Below are 14,281 nucleotides of genomic sequence, written 5' to 3' on the forward strand. Positions count from 1 at the left end.
GGTCCGCGTGCGTATAGCCACCTATCTCCACGAAGGCCGCCGTCGGGTCGGTGTCGTCGAGGACACCGTCGTACGTCATCTGCCCGACGGCACCTCACCGGTCGAGGCCGCGTTCGGCGTGCGCCCGGCCGGAACCGCCGTGCCGCTGGCCGACGTACGCCTGCTGGCACCTCTCCAGCCCCCCACCGTCCGGGACTTCGTCACCTTCGAGGAACACGTCGAGGGCGTACGGCGCTCGATCGACGGCGACGCCGGGGTACCGGAGGCCTGGTACGACGGCCCGACGTTCTACTTCACCAACCCCTACGCGGTCATCGGGCCCTACGACGACGTGCCCGTGCCCCCGGGTTCGCGGGTCCTGGACTTCGAGCTGGAGGTCGCCGCGGTCATCGGCCGCGAGGGCCGGGACCTCACGCCCGAGCAGGCCCGGGACCACATCGTCGGCTACACGATCCTCAACGACTGGTCCGCCCGCGATCTGCAGTCCCGTGAGATGCAGGTCAACCTCGGCCCCTGCAAGGGCAAGGACACGGCCGCCACGCTCGGGCCCTACCTGGTGACCGCCGACGAGTTGGAGCCGTACCGGGACACCGACGGGTTCCTGCGGCTGTCCCTGACGGCCTCCGTGAACGGTGAGGTCATCGGCGAGGACCTGCTCTCCAACATGAGTTGGACCTTCGAGGAGATGGCCGCCTACGCCTCACGCGGCACCGTCGTCCGCCCCGGTGACGTCCTCGGCTCGGGCACCTGCGGCAACGGCGGCTGTCTGGCGGAACTCTGGGGCGTGAAGGGCCGCCAGGACCCGCCGCCGCTCAAGCCCGGCGACACCGTGACGCTCACCGTCGAGGGCATCGGCACCGTCTCCAACACCGTGGTCGCCGGTGTCGACCGGGTGCCGCTGCCGACCGGCCGTCGCCGCGCCCGGGAGCGGCCGTGAAGCGGCTGAAGGCCAAGGTGGTGGTCGTCACCGGCGCCGCTCGCGGCCAGGGCGCCGCCGAGGCCGAGACCCTCACCCGGGAGGGCGCCCGGGTCGTCGCCACCGACGTCACGGACGCCCCGGGCTGTCGCCGCCTCGACGTCACCAGCGACGAGGACTCGGCCGAACTCGCCGCGGAACTGCGGGAGTCGTACGGTCAGATCCACGGCCTGGTCAACAACGCGGGCATCGCCGCCGAGCGGCCGTGGCCGCGCGCGCCGCCGTCACGGCTTGCGGCCCACACCCCCGAAGTCGTCGACCTCCGGCCCTTCGCTCCCGGCGGGCCCCGGGCGCCAGCGGGACACCGAGACCACCCCGGGGTCGACCAGCTCCAGGCCGTCGAAGAAGCGGGCCAGCTCCTCGGGGCTCCGGTTGACCCGCGGGTTGTCGCCCGCCTCGTTCCACTGCTCGATCATGGTGCGCATGGCCTCGGGGTCGAGCACCTCGGTGTCGTCGCAGAGCACGACGTGGCTTCCGGAGGGCAGCGCCTCGACCAGGCGCCCGACGATGTCGTACGCCTGGTCGTCGACGATGTGGGCGGTGATCCCCAGCAGCACGAGCGCGATGGGCTGGGTGAAGTCCAGCGTCTCGGCGGCGGTCCGCAGGATGCCCTCGGGGTCGCGGATGTCGGCGTCGATATAGGCGGTCACGCCCTCGGGCGAGCTGGTGAGCAGCGCCTCTGCGTGGGCGAGCACGACGGGGTCGTTGTCGACGTAGACGATTCGGGTCTCCGGGGCGATCCGCTGGGCGACCTCGTGGGTGTTGTCGGCGGTGGGCAGGCCCGTGCCGACATCCAGGAACTGGCGTATGCCCACCTCGCGGACGAGGTGTTCCACCGTACGGACGAGGAAGGCCCGCTGGGCCCGGGCTATGTCGAGGATCTGCGGGTTCGCCTCGACGATCTGGTCGCCGACGAGGCGGTCTATCTCGTAGCAGTCCTTGCCGCCCAGCCAGTAGTTCCAGATCCGGGCGGAGTGGGGCACGTCGCTGTTGATGAGCTTGGCGTCAAGTGGCATGCGAACTCCCGGAGTTGATCTGATCTGGCCTCACCTCACCGCCTGCCGGTACGGCACGTCAAGCGCTGCCCGGAAACGACCGGGTCGGGAGTGCGGGCCACGCATCAATGGCACACTCTCGAGCATCAACCCAAGTTGCACATCGATGGGCAATCAGCTGTCCGAGGTGTCGGCGCCGGTGGGCCCTGATGGCGCTCTGTCTGAGCCTGCTGATCGTCGTCATGGCGAACACGTCGCTGATCGTGGCCGCCCTCGACATGGCCCCGCACCTGGTCGGCGGACAGCTGCCGCACGACGCGCTGGAGACGGCCAAGGACTCGGTGGGCGGCGGCCTCGGGGGCGCGGAGCAGGTCGCCAGGGCCCCGGGTGCCACTCCGCAGCAGGCGCAGGCCGTGCTCGACGCCGTGCACGATTCCTTCGCCCACGGCGTCGCCCGGACCAGTCTCGTCGGCGGGATCGTCCTGGCCGCCGGCATGCTGATCGTCCTCGCGGTCCTGCCGGGCCGGCGCGGACGGCCGGACGGAGCCGCAGGAGACGCGGACCGCGCCGGAGGAGCGGGCGGGCACCCGAGGGGACACCCGGCACCGTCCTGTTCCGCCGTCGCCCGCTGATCGCCGCTCCCGGGCGATCGATACGCTGCGACCGTGGGGAACAGGACCGAGACAGCCTGCCGGATCTGCGGATACGACGACTCCGACGCACTGTTCGACCAGCACGGCGTTCCGCAGTACGTCATCTGCCCATGCTGCGGCAACGAGTCCGGCATCGGCGACGACTCCGTCTCACAGGTGCGCGAACTGCGCGGGCTCCGGGTCGCCACCGGTGCCCGGTGGGCCGAGCCCGGGATGAGGCCGGACGACTGGGATGTGCTGCGGCAGATGACCGCCGTCCCACCACCGTGGCGCTGACACCGCCGGGCACCCGGTGACTCCCGGGCTCACGAGCGTGACTCCCGGCTCACGAGCGGCTCAGGTGAGCGGTGAACCGGGCTCGCCGGGCCGGATGCGGCCGCGCCAGGCACCGGACTCGCCGCCGCGGTGCTCGATGTAGTCCTTGAAGCGCCGCATGTCTCCCTTGATACGGCGGTCGAGCACACCCAGCATGTCCGCGCTCTTCTCGGCGACACCGCTGGGCTCGACGTCCATCGTGAGCTCCACGCGCGTGTGCGTCGGGTCCAGCTCCTGGAACCTGACCGTGCCGCGCTGGCGGACGTCGCCCTCGACGACACGCCAGGTGATCCGGTCGTCCGGGAGCTGGTCGACGATCTCGGTGTCGAACTCGCGCCGCACCCCGCCGATCTTCGTCGTCCAGTGGTTGTGCTTGTCGTCGAGCTGCCGCACCTCCTCGACGCCCTCCATGAACTGCGGGAACTCCTCGAACTGCGTCCACTGGTTGTAGGCGGTGTGGACGGGGACCTCGACGTCCACCGATTCCTTTACCGTGCTCATCAGCTCTCCTCCTCAACTCTCGTCGTCCGCCCCGGGTACCCAGCGGAAACGGAGCGAAGACCGCCGGTGCGTATGAGTGCTCAGAGGCTGTGACTTCCACGGTCGGTGCCCGGCTGCGGATGCTGCCGCCCGCCGTGGTACCGCTGAGCGCGTCTGGCGTCGGCGGCGACCGGGGAGCCCGTACGGACCGTGCTGCCCTGCAAGGCCACGGAATGGGGCTGGCGGGACGCGACGACGGTCTTCGAGCCGCTGGAGCAGCACGGTTTCGCGCCTCGGCACGAGAGCGAGGCCGTCGTGCTGGGCAACTGTCCGTTCCACACGCCGGCCCGCGACCACACCGGGACGGTGCGCGGCATGAACCTCCACCTGCTGTGCCGGGAACCCGCCGCCCGACCCGCCTCTGGAATCCGGCCTCACGGTCGACGTCGACGTCGACGTCGTCGGTGGCGGCATCGCGGGCCTCGGCACCGCCTGGGAACTGGCCCGCGCCGGCCTCACCGGCGTACGCGCGCCTGTCGTGTGGGCCCGCCTTCGACGGGGCACTCGGGACCGCGGGCGGCCGTCCGGGCCGCCGTGTTCAGGGAGGTGAAGGACATGGGCCATGGTGGGAACGTCATCGACGAGCTGATGACCGATCATCGGGAGGTCGAGGAGCTCTTCGGCCGGATCGACGGTCTCGCGCCCGGTGACAAGGACCGCAAGCTCTACGCCGACCAGGTCACGATGGAACTGGTGCGGCACTCCGTGGCCGAGGAGGCCTATCTCTATCCGGCCGTGCGCGAGCACGTGGCGGACGGGGACGCCCTGGCCGACCAGGAGATCGAGGACCATGCCCGGGCCGAGCGGCTCATGAAGGAGCTGGAGGGCTGCGACGCCGGGGATCCCGAATTCGACCGGCTCATGACGATGCTGATGACCGAGATCCGCTCGCATCTGGCCGACGAGGAGCAGAACCTCTTCCCCAGGCTCCGCGCGTCCTGTCCCCCCGAGGCCCTCGACGCCCTGGGTGACAAGGTCCGCCAGGCCAAGAAGGTCGCCCCCACCCGCCCGCACCCCTCCACACCGAGCACGCCCCCGGCCAACAAGCTGCTGGCACCGGGCGTCGGGATGATCGACCGGCTGCGCGACACCCTGACCGGACGCGGCAAGAAGGACTGACCCGCCCGGGACGGCCCCTTGGGGCGGCGGGCCTGCCCTTGCCGGGCGTGTCCTCACGAGCCCTGAGTCTGGACGCCTCGGCCGGCGGGATCAACCGGGCCTCGGTCGGGCCGACATGCGCCAGGGCGAGCCCGGGGACGATGGAGCCGGCCTCCGTGCCGAGCACGCCGCCGAGGACGGCCCGCAGACGGTTCTTCACGCACGCGAACACGTACGCGAGGCCCTCGCGCCGGGTGCCCGGAGCATGGGAACCGCCACGATCGCCGCGTGCTCAGGGGGCAGCTCGGAGGGGCCGCTCCGCGAGTCGCCGGCCCACCGACCCCGCCGTCGATGACGTGCCCCGTCGGCCGCTACCCGGACGCCGCCCGCCTGCCAACACACGCGCGCCGCCACCGAGGTCGCCCACGGTGCCTGGCGCCGCGGCATCCGGTTCGTCCCGGACGGCCTGTGCACGAAGGCGCCGGCGGTCATGAGCCGCCCCGGTCAGCCCTCCTCGGCCGACGGGAGCGCGGTGGGACGAGCCAGGCCCGCCGTCCACTTCTCCTCGATCCGGCCGACCTTCCACACCAGCCAGGCCACCGCCCACGTGGCGAAGAACAGTGCCACGACGACGTAGCCGATGATGTTGAGGTCGAGGCCGGAGACCCGGTCCCAGAACGGGCCGTGCAGGTCGGCCTGTTCGGCGATGAGGCCGAGCAGTTCGACCGTGCCGATGAGGAGCGCGACGGCGACGGACAGTCCGGTGATGGTGAGGTTGTAGTAGACCTTGCGGACCGGCTTGGAGAACGCCCAGCCGTAGGCGAAGTTCATGAACGAGCCGTCGATCGTGTCCAGCAGGGACATACCGGCCGCGAACAGGACCGGCAGACACAGGATCGCGTACCAGGGCAGCCCGGAGGCGGCGCCCGAGCCGGCCAGCACGAGCAGCGCGATCTCGGTCGCCGTGTCGAAGCCGAGGCCGAAGAGAAGACCCAGCGGGTACATCTGCCACGGCTCGGTGATCGACTTCATCAGACGGCCCAGCAGGCGGTTCATGAAGCCCCGGTTGTTGAGCTGCTCCTCCAGGGCGGCCTCGTCGAAGTGGCCGGTGCGCATCTGCCGGAAGACCTTCCAGATTCCGGCCATGATCACCATGTTGATGATCGCGATGAGGTACAGGAAGGTCCCGGAGACGGTGGTGCCGATCCAGCCGGTGACGCTGTGCAGTGCGGAGCCGTCGTCCGCGACCGGTCCGGCCAGCGCCTTCACCCCGAGCGAGAGCAGGAAGGCGAGCGCGAAGACGATACTGGAGTGGCCGAGCGAGAACCAGAAGCCCACCGACAGCGGCCGCTTCCCCTCGCTCATCAGCTTCCGGGTGGTGTTGTCGATCGCGGCGATGTGGTCGGCGTCGAAGGCGTGCCGCATACCGAGGGTGTAGGCGGTGACACCGATGCCGATCCCGAAGCTCTTCGCCCCCAGGCTGTAGTGCTCCGGCGCGACGATCACCACCAGCGTGAACCAGCCGATGACATGCAGCGCCAGGATGAACGCGGCCATCCCGCCGAGACTCGCCCACTCCTTCCGGGTCATCGAGGTGCGGATGCGGTGAGCGGTGGTCATGGGGGCGCGGGCCTTACTCGTCGACGAACGGCCGTCTTCAGCCGCGCCCCCCAGGCTTCTGCGAATGATGTGCAGGTACAACCAGACAGCGGCAAAGCCCGCGTCAGGTTTCAGCCGCCACCCACGTCAAGTATTGGCAATGATTTTCACATGGATCGGATTCGGCCATACTTCTGACATTCATTTTCATCTAGCGTGGCGTGTGTCCCCTTGCTCCACCCCCTCGCGGAGGATCCATGTCCACGTTCCCGTCCCGGCGCCTGGCCGCCCTGATCACCGGCGCCTCGCTGGTCGTCCTGGCAGGCTGCGGCAGCTCGTCGGACTCCGACAGCGGCGGGAGCGCCTCGCAGAGCCCGGCCGCCGCCTCCGCGATACCGGTCGTGACCTCGACGAACGTCTACGGCGACATCGTCGGGCAGATAGGCGGAACGAAGGTCGATGTCACCTCGATCATCAGCGACCCGGACCAGGACCCGCACTCCTACGAGGCCAACACCCAGAACCAGCTGGCCCTGTCGAAGGCCAAGGTCGTCGTCGAGAACGGCGGCGGCTACGACGACTTCGTGGACCGGATGCTGAAGAGCGGCAACTCCTCCGCCGAGGTCGTCAACGCCGTCAGGATCTCCGGCAAGACCGCGCCGCAGGGCGGCGAGCTCAACGAGCACGTCTGGTACGACTTCCCCACCGTCTCCAAGATCGCCGACAGCATCGCCGCCGCCCTCGGCAAGGCCGACCCGGACGACGCGGCCGGCTTCACCAAGAACGCCGAGGCCTTCAAAGCGAAGCTCCAGCCGCTGGAGGCGAAGGAGGCGCAGATCAAGAAGGAGCACGGCGGTGAGGCCGTGGCCATCACCGAGCCCGTGCCGCTGTACATGATCGAGGCGAGCGGGCTGAAGAACGCGACGCCCGCGGAGTTCAGCGAGTCCATCGAGGAAGGCAGCGACGTCTCCCCCAAGGTCCTCCAGGCCGCGCTGGCACTGTTCTCCGGCAAGAAGGTCGAGGCGCTGGTCTACAACGCGCAGACCTCCGGCCCGCAGACCGAGAAGGCCGAGGCCGCGGCCAAGGCGGCCGGCATCCCCGTCGTCCCGGTGACCGAGACCCTGCCCAGCGGCAAGGACTACCTCGGCTGGATGACCTCCAACGTCGACGCGCTCGCGGGCGCGCTGGACAAGTGAGGGGCCCAGGCCGGATCCCGGCGCAGGGCGGAACCGGTGCGGTCATCAGCCTGCGCGGGGCCGCCCTGTCGTACGGCGAGCGGGTCCTCTGGAGCGACCTCGAACTCGACATACGGCCCGGCGAGTTCGTGGCCGTGCTCGGGCCGAACGGGGCCGGCAAGACCAGCTTCGTCAAGGCCCTGCTGGGCCGGCAGCCCCTGTCCGCCGGGACGCTGACCGTCCTGGGCCGCTCTCCCCGCGAGGCGGCACGGCAGCTCGGATACGTACCCCAGCAGGCGGAGTTGTCGGCGCAGGCCATGCTGCGCGCCCGCGACCTCGTACGCTTCGGCATCGACGGGCACCGCTTCGGACCACGGCTGCGCACAACCGCCGTCCGCCGCAGGGTCGACGAGATCCTCGAGTCGGTCGGGGCGTCGGCGTACGCGGATGTCCCGCTCGGCATGCTGTCCGGCGGAGAACGCCAACGCGTGCGCATCGCGCAGGCGTTGGCGACCGATCCGCGGATCCTGCTGTGCGACGAACCGCTGCTCTCGCTCGACCTGCACCACCAGCGGGCCGTCACCGAACTGGTCGACGCCCGCCGCCGTTCGCACGGCACGGCCGTGGTCTTCGTGACCCACGAGATCAATCCGGTGCTCGGCCTGGTGGACCGGGTGGTGTACCTGGCCCGGGCAGGTCACCGAGTCGGTGCGCCGGAGGACGTCCTGACCTCCGCGGCCCTGTCGGAGCTGTACGGCACACGGGTCGACGTCGTCCGTGTCCAGGGGCGGGTCGTGGTCGTCGGTGCCCCCGACGAGACGGCCGCGCCGCCTCATCACAGCCCTGAGATCCAGGAGGTGCGCTCATGACGGCCGACGGGGTCTGGCAGCAGATCTTCAGCTTCGACAACTACGGCGAACTCCTCGCGCTGGTCCGCAACTCGCTCGTCGCCGGAGCCGCCCTCGGACTGGTCGGCGGTCTCGCCGGGGTCTTCGTCATGATGCGTGACCTGCCGTTCGCGGTGCACGGCATCAGCGAGTTGTCCTTCGCGGGGGCGTCGGCGGCACTGTTGCTCGACGCGAACATCGTGGTGGGCTCGATCGTCGGCTCGCTGCTCGCGGCCGGCACGATCGGGGTCCTGGGGGCTCGGGCGCGGGACCGCAACTCGGTGATCGGCATCATCATGCCGTTCGGGCTCGGGTTGGGCGTGCTCTTCCTCGCCCTCTACAAAGGGCGGGCGGCCAACAAGTTCGGTCTGCTGACCGGGCAGATCGTCGCGGTCGACACCCCGCAGATGGCCTGGCTGCTGGGCACTTCGGCGCTGGTCGTGGTCGCGCTGGCGGTCATGTGGCGGCCGCTGTCCTTCGCCAGCGCCGACCCGGACGTCGCCGAGGCACGGGGGGTGCCGGTGCGCGCGCTGTCGTTCGCGTTCATGCTCGTGCTGGGGCTCGCGGTGGCCCTGTCGGTGCAGGCCGTCGGTGCACTGCTGGTCCTGAGCCTCGTCGTCACGCCGGCCGCGGCCGCCGCTCGCGTCACGGCGTCGCCGGTGCTGCTCCCCGCGCTGAGCGTGCTGTTCGCGGTCCTCTCGATCGAGGGCGGCATCCTGCTCGCGCTCGGCAGCTCCATCCCGATCAGTCCCTATGTCACCACCGTGTCGTTCACGATCTACGTCGTCTGCCGCGTGACGGGCAGGCGGCGCGAACGCCGGTGGGGAGCGCGCGGGACGGCCCTGGCCTCCTAGGCGTCGGCCGCGCAAGGTACTTCCATGTCAGGGGCGGTCCCGCGGGACCGCCCCTTCGGGCATCGCCCAGGACCGGCCCGTCGTACCGGTCGCCGGCAGGCCGCTGACCACGAGCGTCGCCGGCGATTCCGCCGTGGCCGTGAGCTGTTCCGGTGAGGCGGCCTCGGGCCGCCCGACAGCTCCTACGCCGCCCCCATCATGCCGCCGCTGATCGTCGCCGGCCGCGGCGGGGCGTTCAGGACCGTGGTGTGACCAGGCCCGCGTCGTACGCCACGATCACCGCCTGGATGCGGTCGCGCGCCCCGACCTTGGCGAGCACCCGGCTGACGTGCTTCTTCACCGTGGACTCGGTGAGCCTCAGCCGCTCGGCGATCTCCGTGTTGGTCCAGCCCCGGCCGATGGCGACCAGCACCTCGTGCTCGCGTCCGCTGAGCGCGGCGACGCGCGGGTCCGGGGCGGCGGTGGGCGGCGGGGCGACCTGATGGACGTAGGTGTCCAGCAGACGTCTGGTCAGGCTGGGGGCGACGACCGCGTCGCCCGTCGCGACGGCGTGGATACCGGCGATGAGTTCCTCGGGCCGGGCGTCCTTGAGCAGGAAACCGCTGGCTCCCGCGCGCAGGCCCGCGTAGGCGTACTCGTCGAGGTCGAAGGTGGTGACGATGAGGACGCGGGTGCGGCCGCCGGCGGCGACGATGCGGCGGGTGGCCTCGATGCCGTCCATGCCGGGCATCCGGACGTCCATCAGGACGACGTCGGGGCGCAGTTCGGCGGCCATGCGCACCGCCTCGGCGCCGTGTTCGGCCTCGCCGAGGGGGGTCATGCCGGGGGTGCCGGTCAGCAGCATGCGGAAGCCGAGGCGCTGCAGGGGCTGGTCGTCGGCGATGAGGACGGTGGTCATGAGACGCGCTCCCCGGGTTCGGGCCTGGCCGGGGCGTCGAGCAGGACGTCCACGACCCAGCCACCGGTGCCGTCGCGCGGCCCGATGGTGACGACCCCGCCGTACAGCGCGGCCCGCTGCCGGATGCCGACGACACCGTGTCCGGGCTCGGTCGCCGGCCGCGGGCCTTCTCCGTGCCGTGGCCCGCTGTCGGTCACCCGGACATGGACTCCACCGTCCTCCACGGCGACGGTCACCTCCGCCGCGGCTCCCGCACCGGCGTGCTTGAGCGTGTTGGTGAGGGCTTCCTGGACGATGCGGTACACGGTCAGCTGAACGCCGTCGCCGAGCGCGGCCGGATCGCCGCCCGTGCGGTACGTGACCTTCAGTCCCGCCGCGCGGACGCGCGTGAGCAGCGCGTCCAGGTCTTTGATGCCGGGCAGCGGGCTGAGCGAGGCGTCCTCCGGCTGGTCCCGCAGAACGCCGAGGGTGCGCCGGAGCTCGCCCATCGCCTGCCGCCCGGTGTCGCCGATGAGGCGCAGGGCTTCCACGGGTTCCCGCCCACCGTGTGCGGCGAGGGTGGCGGCGCCGTCGGCGAGGCCGACCATGACGGAGAGGTTGTGGCCGACGATGTCGTGCATCTCGCGGGCCACGCGCGAGCGTTCGGTGGCGGCCATGAGGCGCTCGCGCTGCTCCCGCTCGATCTCCAGCCGCTCGGCCCGGTCCTCCAGCGCCGCCATGTAGAGCCGGCGCGTGCGGAAGGTCAGGCCCAGGGTCACCGCGGCCGTCGTGGTGCCCAGCAGGAAGAACAGGCCGACCAGCGGCCGGTCCACCGGCACCAGGACACAGACGGCCAGGGTCGTCTCCAGGACGATCAGTCCGGCCGCCCAGGCGAGCGTGCGCAGCGAGCCGCGCAACGCCAGGCTGTAGAGGGCGACGAGCAGGCTGACTCCGGCCTGTTGCCAGATCCCCAGCGACCACTGGACCAGTGAGATCAGCGAGATCACGAAGAAGGCGACGGCCGGCGCCCTGCGCCGCCACCACAGCGGCAGGACGAGGGCGATCGCGCCGACTGCCATCCCCCAGGTCGGCACGTCGGACCCCTGCCGGGCTCCGCCGAACGGGCCCTCGTCGCCGCCGGTGAACACATCGGGCAGGCTGACGGCGGCCACGGCCAGGACCACGACGGTGTCGAACAGCCAGGGATGACGTCGGTCCAGGCCCTGCTGGCGCCGCTGCCCGCGCAGCAGCCGGCCCAGCACCGGGTGCGCCCATGCGGCGTCGAGCCCGGAGGACGGTGACACCACCGCCTTCGGGCCCTGGTCCGTCTGCCGGGCTCTCATGCGTCCCATTGTCGGGTCTGCGTCGATCAGACGTCGGTCCGCGCCAGCCGGTACGCCGCACCGGCGAGCGTCAGCGCCACCCACCCGACGAAGACCGCGAGGCCCGCCCCCGGGCTGAGGGAGTCCGAGGCCTCGTGCAGGGCGTAGACGGCACTGCCGGCGTTGCCCGGCAGGTACGGCGTGACGGTGTCCTCCCAGGAGTCGGGCAGCAGAGTGGCCAGGCCGCCCAGGATGAGCAGTACGCCGACCAGGATGGCGATGCCTCCGGCGGTGGACCGCACCAGCGCGCCCAGGGCCACGCCCCACACGGCCACCAGGCCGAGGTAGAGGCCGGCACCCACGAGGCTGCGCAGCACACCGTCGTCACCGAGGGACAGTGCGATCTTCTCGCCGTCCAGGCCCAGACCGCCCAGCGTGAAGGCGGCCAGTGCGGCCACGGTCGTGATGACGAGGGCGACGGCCCCGAAGACGGCGCTCTTCGACCACAGCACCGGCAGTCGCCTGGGCACCGCTGCCAGGGTGGAGCGGATCATGCCGGTGCTGTACTCGCCCGCGGAGACCAGCACGCCGAGCACTCCGATCGCCAGCGAGGCGAAGGTCAGTCCGGTCAGGGCCAGGCTGACGGCGTCACTGGCACCGCCGCCGCCCGGTCCGGGCGGACCGTCGCCCGCGACCGCGTCGGGGCTGTAGGTGGCGGAGGCGATCGCGCCGATGGCGACGAGCAGGAGCAGGGCGACGCCCAGGGTGATCCAACTGGAGCGCAGCGACCAGAACTTGGCCCATTCGGCGCGCAGGACACGCGGGCCGGTGACCTTGTAGGGAGGGCGTACGACGGAGAGGGTCGGGGCGGTCATCAGCCGGCCTTCCGGGCGGTCTCGGCCGGGGCGCTCTGGTACTCGACCTCGTCACGGGTGAGCTCCATGAACGCCTCCTCCAAGGAGACGGACTGGGGGGTGAGTTCGTACAGCGGCACACCGTGCCGTGCGGCGATGAGGCCGATCTCGCGGGAGCCGCGTCCGGAGACCAGCAGTTCCTCCGTGGCGCCGGAGGAGATGAGGACGTCCGGTCCGGCCAGCAGCGCTCGCAGTCTCGCCGGCTCGGCGGTGGCGACCTTCACTCCGCCGCCCCCGGCCTCCCGGGTGAAGTCGTCGACGGTGGTGTCCGCGAGCAGCCGGCCCCGGCCGATGATCACCAGGTGGTCGGCGATCAGTGCGGTCTCGCTCATCAGGTGCGAGGAGAGCATCACGGCCCTGCCCTCGTCGGCCAGGTTGCGCAGCAGGTTGCGTACCCACAGCACGCCTTCCGGGTCGAGGCCGTTGACGGGTTCGTCGAGCATGACGACGGCCGGATCTCCGAGCAGGGCGGCGGCGATGCCGAGCCGCTGGCCCATGCCGAGCGAGAAGGCGCCGACGCGCTTTCCGGCCACGCTGGTCAGCCCGGCCAGCTCGATGACCTCGTCGACCCGGCGGCGCGGGATGCCGTGGGTGTGGGCCAGGGCCATGAGGTGGCCGACGGCCGAGCGGCCCGGGTGGACCGACTTGGCCTCCAGCAGGGCGCCGATCTCCTGGAGCGGTGCGGAGTGTTCCGCGTAGCGGCGGCCGTTGACGGTGGCCGTGCCGGTGGTCGGCGCGTCCAGACCGATGACCATGCGCATGGTCGTGGATTTTCCGGCGCCGTTGGGGCCGAGGAATCCGGTGACCTCGCCGGGCTTGACGGTGAAGCTCAGTCCGTCGACGGCTGTCTTGTCCCCGTACCGCTTGGTCAGGTCGCGTACTTCGATCATCGGGAGTCGTCTTTCGCGTCGCACCGCCACGGCGGACCCGTGACGTCTCTCCTCACTCACGCTAGGGGCGCCCTCGTTCCCGTCTCTGGGCCCGCGGATGTCACTTCGTGCCGCCACTGGTACCGCGGTACCAACGGCAGGTCAGCCTGGAGGATGACCTCGCCGGGACGCGCGGGATGCCCGGGGTGCCGGGGGTGCCCGGAACCGGCCGACCTGCGCGGAATCCTTTCTTCGTCGCGTGTGGCGTAAGTATGGTGATCTCGTGAAGGCACTCCTGTCGTCCGGTGGCTCAGGTACCCGTCCGCGCCCCATCACCCGTATGCCGGCCGAGCACCCCGTGCCGGTCGCGGTCCGGATCTCGTCGTGACGAACCCTTCCCTCTGCACCCACCCTGGTGGGGCGACGCTTCCAGCTCTGTTCGAGAAGAGAGGCCCATCCCGATGAGTTCCAGGATCCAGCCGACCGCCCAGGTCGACGAGACGGCCACGATCGGCGACGGGACGACGGTCTGGGACCTGGCCCAGGTTCGGGAGGACGCCCGGCTGGGCAGCGGGTGCATCGTGGGCCGGGGGGCGTATGTCGGCCCGGGCGTGCGGATCGGCGACAACGTCAAGCTCCAGAACTACGCGCTGGTCTACGAACCAGCGGTGCTCGCCGACGGGGTGTTCGTCGGCCCCGCGGCGGTCTTCACCAACGACTACTTCCCGCGCTCGGTGGACCCGGAGGGCCGGCTGAAGCGCGGCGGCGACTGGGAGGCCGTGGCGGTGGTGGTGGCCGAGGGGGCGTCGATCGGGGCCCGTTCGGTGTGTGTGGCGCCGGTGCACATCGGCCGCTGGGCGCTCGTCGCGGCGGGCGCCGTGGTGACCCGGGACGTGCCCGACTTCGCGCTCGTGGCCGGCGTTCCGGCGCGCCGGATCGGCTGGGTCGGCCGGGCCGGCGTACGACTGGCCGCGCGGGAGGGCGAGTCGGGCGTGTGGGAGTGTCCCGAGACGGGCGAACTGTTCGACGAGAAGGACGGCGAGCTCGTCGAACGCTCGTGACTCCCGTTCCCGTTGTTCCCTAAAAACGCAAATCATCGAACATCTACAGGCATAACGTGTGTGCGATCTGTGCAGACCGAGCACAATGGGCACACGAACCAGTAGTGCCCAGGGGGGGTTACGGGGTGGGGACACCTATGCCTGCT

Annotated in this window: 15 protein-coding genes and 1 pseudogene; 9 read left to right on the forward strand and 7 right to left on the reverse strand. The window is 71.0% G+C overall.

Translation table 11 applies throughout. The features are described 5' to 3' along the window. Positions 1-7: 7 nt before the first annotated feature. Together ACWD3I_RS19280 and ACWD3I_RS19285 are read left to right on the forward strand one after the other, a co-directional pair. On the forward strand, positions 8-937 hold the full coding sequence (locus ACWD3I_RS19280) for a fumarylacetoacetate hydrolase family protein (protein WP_365399047.1): 930 nt from the start codon (positions 8-10) through the stop codon (positions 935-937). Beyond that, a pseudogene (locus tag ACWD3I_RS19285) lies at positions 934-1,212 on the forward strand (SDR family NAD(P)-dependent oxidoreductase); the annotation flags it as partial. The gene ACWD3I_RS19280 and the pseudogene ACWD3I_RS19285, both read left to right, overlap by 4 nt. Here the strand turns inward: ACWD3I_RS19285 and ACWD3I_RS19290 are convergent. After that, on the reverse strand, positions 1,201-1,992 hold the full coding sequence (locus tag ACWD3I_RS19290) for an SAM-dependent methyltransferase (RefSeq protein ID WP_365399044.1): 792 nt from the start codon (positions 1,990-1,992) through the stop codon (positions 1,201-1,203). The pseudogene ACWD3I_RS19285 and the gene ACWD3I_RS19290 sit on opposite strands and share 12 nt — an antisense overlap. Positions 1,993-2,099: 107 nt before the next feature. Between ACWD3I_RS19290 and ACWD3I_RS19295 the strand changes: the two genes are divergently transcribed. Beyond that, complete coding sequence (locus tag ACWD3I_RS19295) at positions 2,100-2,603, forward strand: hypothetical protein (protein ID WP_451084119.1); 504 nt, start codon at positions 2,100-2,102, stop codon at positions 2,601-2,603. A 33-nt stretch (positions 2,604-2,636) separates the two neighbouring features. Then, a complete protein-coding gene (locus ACWD3I_RS19300) occupies positions 2,637-2,900 on the forward strand; it encodes a hypothetical protein (RefSeq protein ID WP_365399041.1) in 264 nt (87 codons plus the stop codon). 60 nt (positions 2,901-2,960) lie between these two features. Here the strand turns inward: ACWD3I_RS19300 and ACWD3I_RS19305 are convergent, their stop codons facing one another. Then, positions 2,961-3,440, reverse strand: coding sequence for an SRPBCC family protein (locus ACWD3I_RS19305; RefSeq protein WP_365399038.1), 480 nt, complete (start codon positions 3,438-3,440; stop codon positions 2,961-2,963). Between the two features lie 594 nt (positions 3,441-4,034). Between ACWD3I_RS19305 and ACWD3I_RS19310 the strand changes: the two genes are divergently transcribed. Next, a complete protein-coding gene (locus tag ACWD3I_RS19310; RefSeq protein ID WP_365399035.1) occupies positions 4,035-4,598 on the forward strand; it encodes a hemerythrin domain-containing protein in 564 nt (187 codons plus the stop codon). Between the two features lie 483 nt (positions 4,599-5,081). On the opposite strand, the gene ACWD3I_RS19315 is transcribed toward ACWD3I_RS19310, so the two are convergent. Further along, positions 5,082-6,197, reverse strand: a complete 1,116-nt coding sequence (locus ACWD3I_RS19315) for a Nickel transporter NicT (protein WP_365399032.1) — start codon at positions 6,195-6,197, stop codon at positions 5,082-5,084. 236 nt (positions 6,198-6,433) lie between these two features. On the opposite strand from ACWD3I_RS19315, the gene ACWD3I_RS19320 reads away from it, so the two are divergent. Genes ACWD3I_RS19320 through ACWD3I_RS19330 form a run of 3 tightly spaced genes read left to right on the forward strand, consistent with a single transcriptional unit; the run spans position 6,434 to position 9,092 of the window. Beyond that, complete coding sequence (locus tag ACWD3I_RS19320; protein WP_365399030.1) at positions 6,434-7,372, forward strand: metal ABC transporter solute-binding protein, Zn/Mn family; 939 nt, start codon at positions 6,434-6,436, stop codon at positions 7,370-7,372. Continuing rightward, positions 7,369-8,220: a metal ABC transporter ATP-binding protein gene (locus ACWD3I_RS19325; protein WP_365399027.1), complete on the forward strand. Its 852-nt coding sequence runs from the start codon at positions 7,369-7,371 to the stop codon at positions 8,218-8,220. Before ACWD3I_RS19320 ends, ACWD3I_RS19325 begins: the two co-directional genes overlap by 4 nt. Then, positions 8,217-9,092, forward strand: coding sequence for a metal ABC transporter permease (locus ACWD3I_RS19330; RefSeq protein ID WP_365399024.1), 876 nt, complete (start codon positions 8,217-8,219; stop codon positions 9,090-9,092). The genes ACWD3I_RS19325 and ACWD3I_RS19330 overlap by 4 nt, the downstream gene beginning before the upstream one ends. A 235-nt stretch (positions 9,093-9,327) precedes the next feature. Here the strand turns inward: ACWD3I_RS19330 and ACWD3I_RS19335 are convergent, their stop codons facing one another. Genes ACWD3I_RS19335 through ACWD3I_RS19350 form a run of 4 tightly spaced genes read right to left on the reverse strand, consistent with a single transcriptional unit; the run spans position 9,328 to position 13,095 of the window. Continuing rightward, the gene (locus tag ACWD3I_RS19335; RefSeq protein ID WP_365399021.1) at positions 9,328-9,990 is read right to left on the reverse strand and encodes a response regulator transcription factor; all 663 of its coding nucleotides are present in this window, start codon (positions 9,988-9,990) and stop codon (positions 9,328-9,330) included. Further along, on the reverse strand, positions 9,987-11,312 hold the full coding sequence (locus tag ACWD3I_RS19340) for a sensor histidine kinase (RefSeq protein ID WP_365399018.1): 1,326 nt from the start codon (positions 11,310-11,312) through the stop codon (positions 9,987-9,989). The genes ACWD3I_RS19335 and ACWD3I_RS19340 overlap by 4 nt, the downstream gene beginning before the upstream one ends. Before the next feature lie 26 nt (positions 11,313-11,338). After that, the gene (locus ACWD3I_RS19345) at positions 11,339-12,166 is read right to left on the reverse strand and encodes an ABC transporter permease (protein WP_365399015.1); all 828 of its coding nucleotides are present in this window, start codon (positions 12,164-12,166) and stop codon (positions 11,339-11,341) included. After that, positions 12,166-13,095 carry an ABC transporter ATP-binding protein gene (locus ACWD3I_RS19350; RefSeq protein ID WP_365399012.1) on the reverse strand — a complete coding sequence of 310 codons (930 nt, stop codon included), beginning with the start codon at positions 13,093-13,095 and terminating at the stop codon, positions 12,166-12,168. The genes ACWD3I_RS19345 and ACWD3I_RS19350 overlap by 1 nt, the downstream gene beginning before the upstream one ends. Before the next feature lie 440 nt (positions 13,096-13,535). Here ACWD3I_RS19350 and ACWD3I_RS19355 point away from each other — a divergent pair, with 440 nt between their 5' ends. Continuing rightward, positions 13,536-14,135 (forward strand): acyltransferase, encoded by a 600-nt coding sequence (locus ACWD3I_RS19355; RefSeq protein WP_365399009.1) that lies wholly within the window; start codon positions 13,536-13,538, stop codon positions 14,133-14,135. The last annotated feature ends 146 nt before the right edge of the window (positions 14,136-14,281 follow it).

The organism is Streptomyces sp. NPDC002817, from assembly GCF_053592055.1.

Coding starts and splice junctions, on each gene's coding strand:
- ACWD3I_RS19290 (WP_365399044.1), bottom strand. CDS start 1,992: ATGCCACTTGACGCCAAGCTCATCAACAGCGACGTGCCCCACTCCGCC.
- ACWD3I_RS19295 (WP_451084119.1), top strand. CDS start 2,100: ATGGCACACTCTCGAGCATCAACCCAAGTTGCACATCGATGGGCAATC.
- ACWD3I_RS19305 (WP_365399038.1), bottom strand. CDS start 3,440: ATGAGCACGGTAAAGGAATCGGTGGACGTCGAGGTCCCCGTCCACACC.
- ACWD3I_RS19310 (WP_365399035.1), top strand. CDS start 4,035: ATGGGCCATGGTGGGAACGTCATCGACGAGCTGATGACCGATCATCGG.
- ACWD3I_RS19315 (WP_365399032.1), bottom strand. CDS start 6,197: ATGACCACCGCTCACCGCATCCGCACCTCGATGACCCGGAAGGAGTGG.
- ACWD3I_RS19320 (WP_365399030.1), top strand. CDS start 6,434: ATGTCCACGTTCCCGTCCCGGCGCCTGGCCGCCCTGATCACCGGCGCC.
- ACWD3I_RS19330 (WP_365399024.1), top strand. CDS start 8,217: ATGACGGCCGACGGGGTCTGGCAGCAGATCTTCAGCTTCGACAACTAC.
- ACWD3I_RS19335 (WP_365399021.1), bottom strand. CDS start 9,990: ATGACCACCGTCCTCATCGCCGACGACCAGCCCCTGCAGCGCCTCGGC.
- ACWD3I_RS19340 (WP_365399018.1), bottom strand. CDS start 11,312: ATGAGAGCCCGGCAGACGGACCAGGGCCCGAAGGCGGTGGTGTCACCG.
- ACWD3I_RS19345 (WP_365399015.1), bottom strand. CDS start 12,166: ATGACCGCCCCGACCCTCTCCGTCGTACGCCCTCCCTACAAGGTCACC.
- ACWD3I_RS19350 (WP_365399012.1), bottom strand. CDS start 13,095: ATGATCGAAGTACGCGACCTGACCAAGCGGTACGGGGACAAGACAGCC.
- ACWD3I_RS19355 (WP_365399009.1), top strand. CDS start 13,536: ATGAGTTCCAGGATCCAGCCGACCGCCCAGGTCGACGAGACGGCCACG.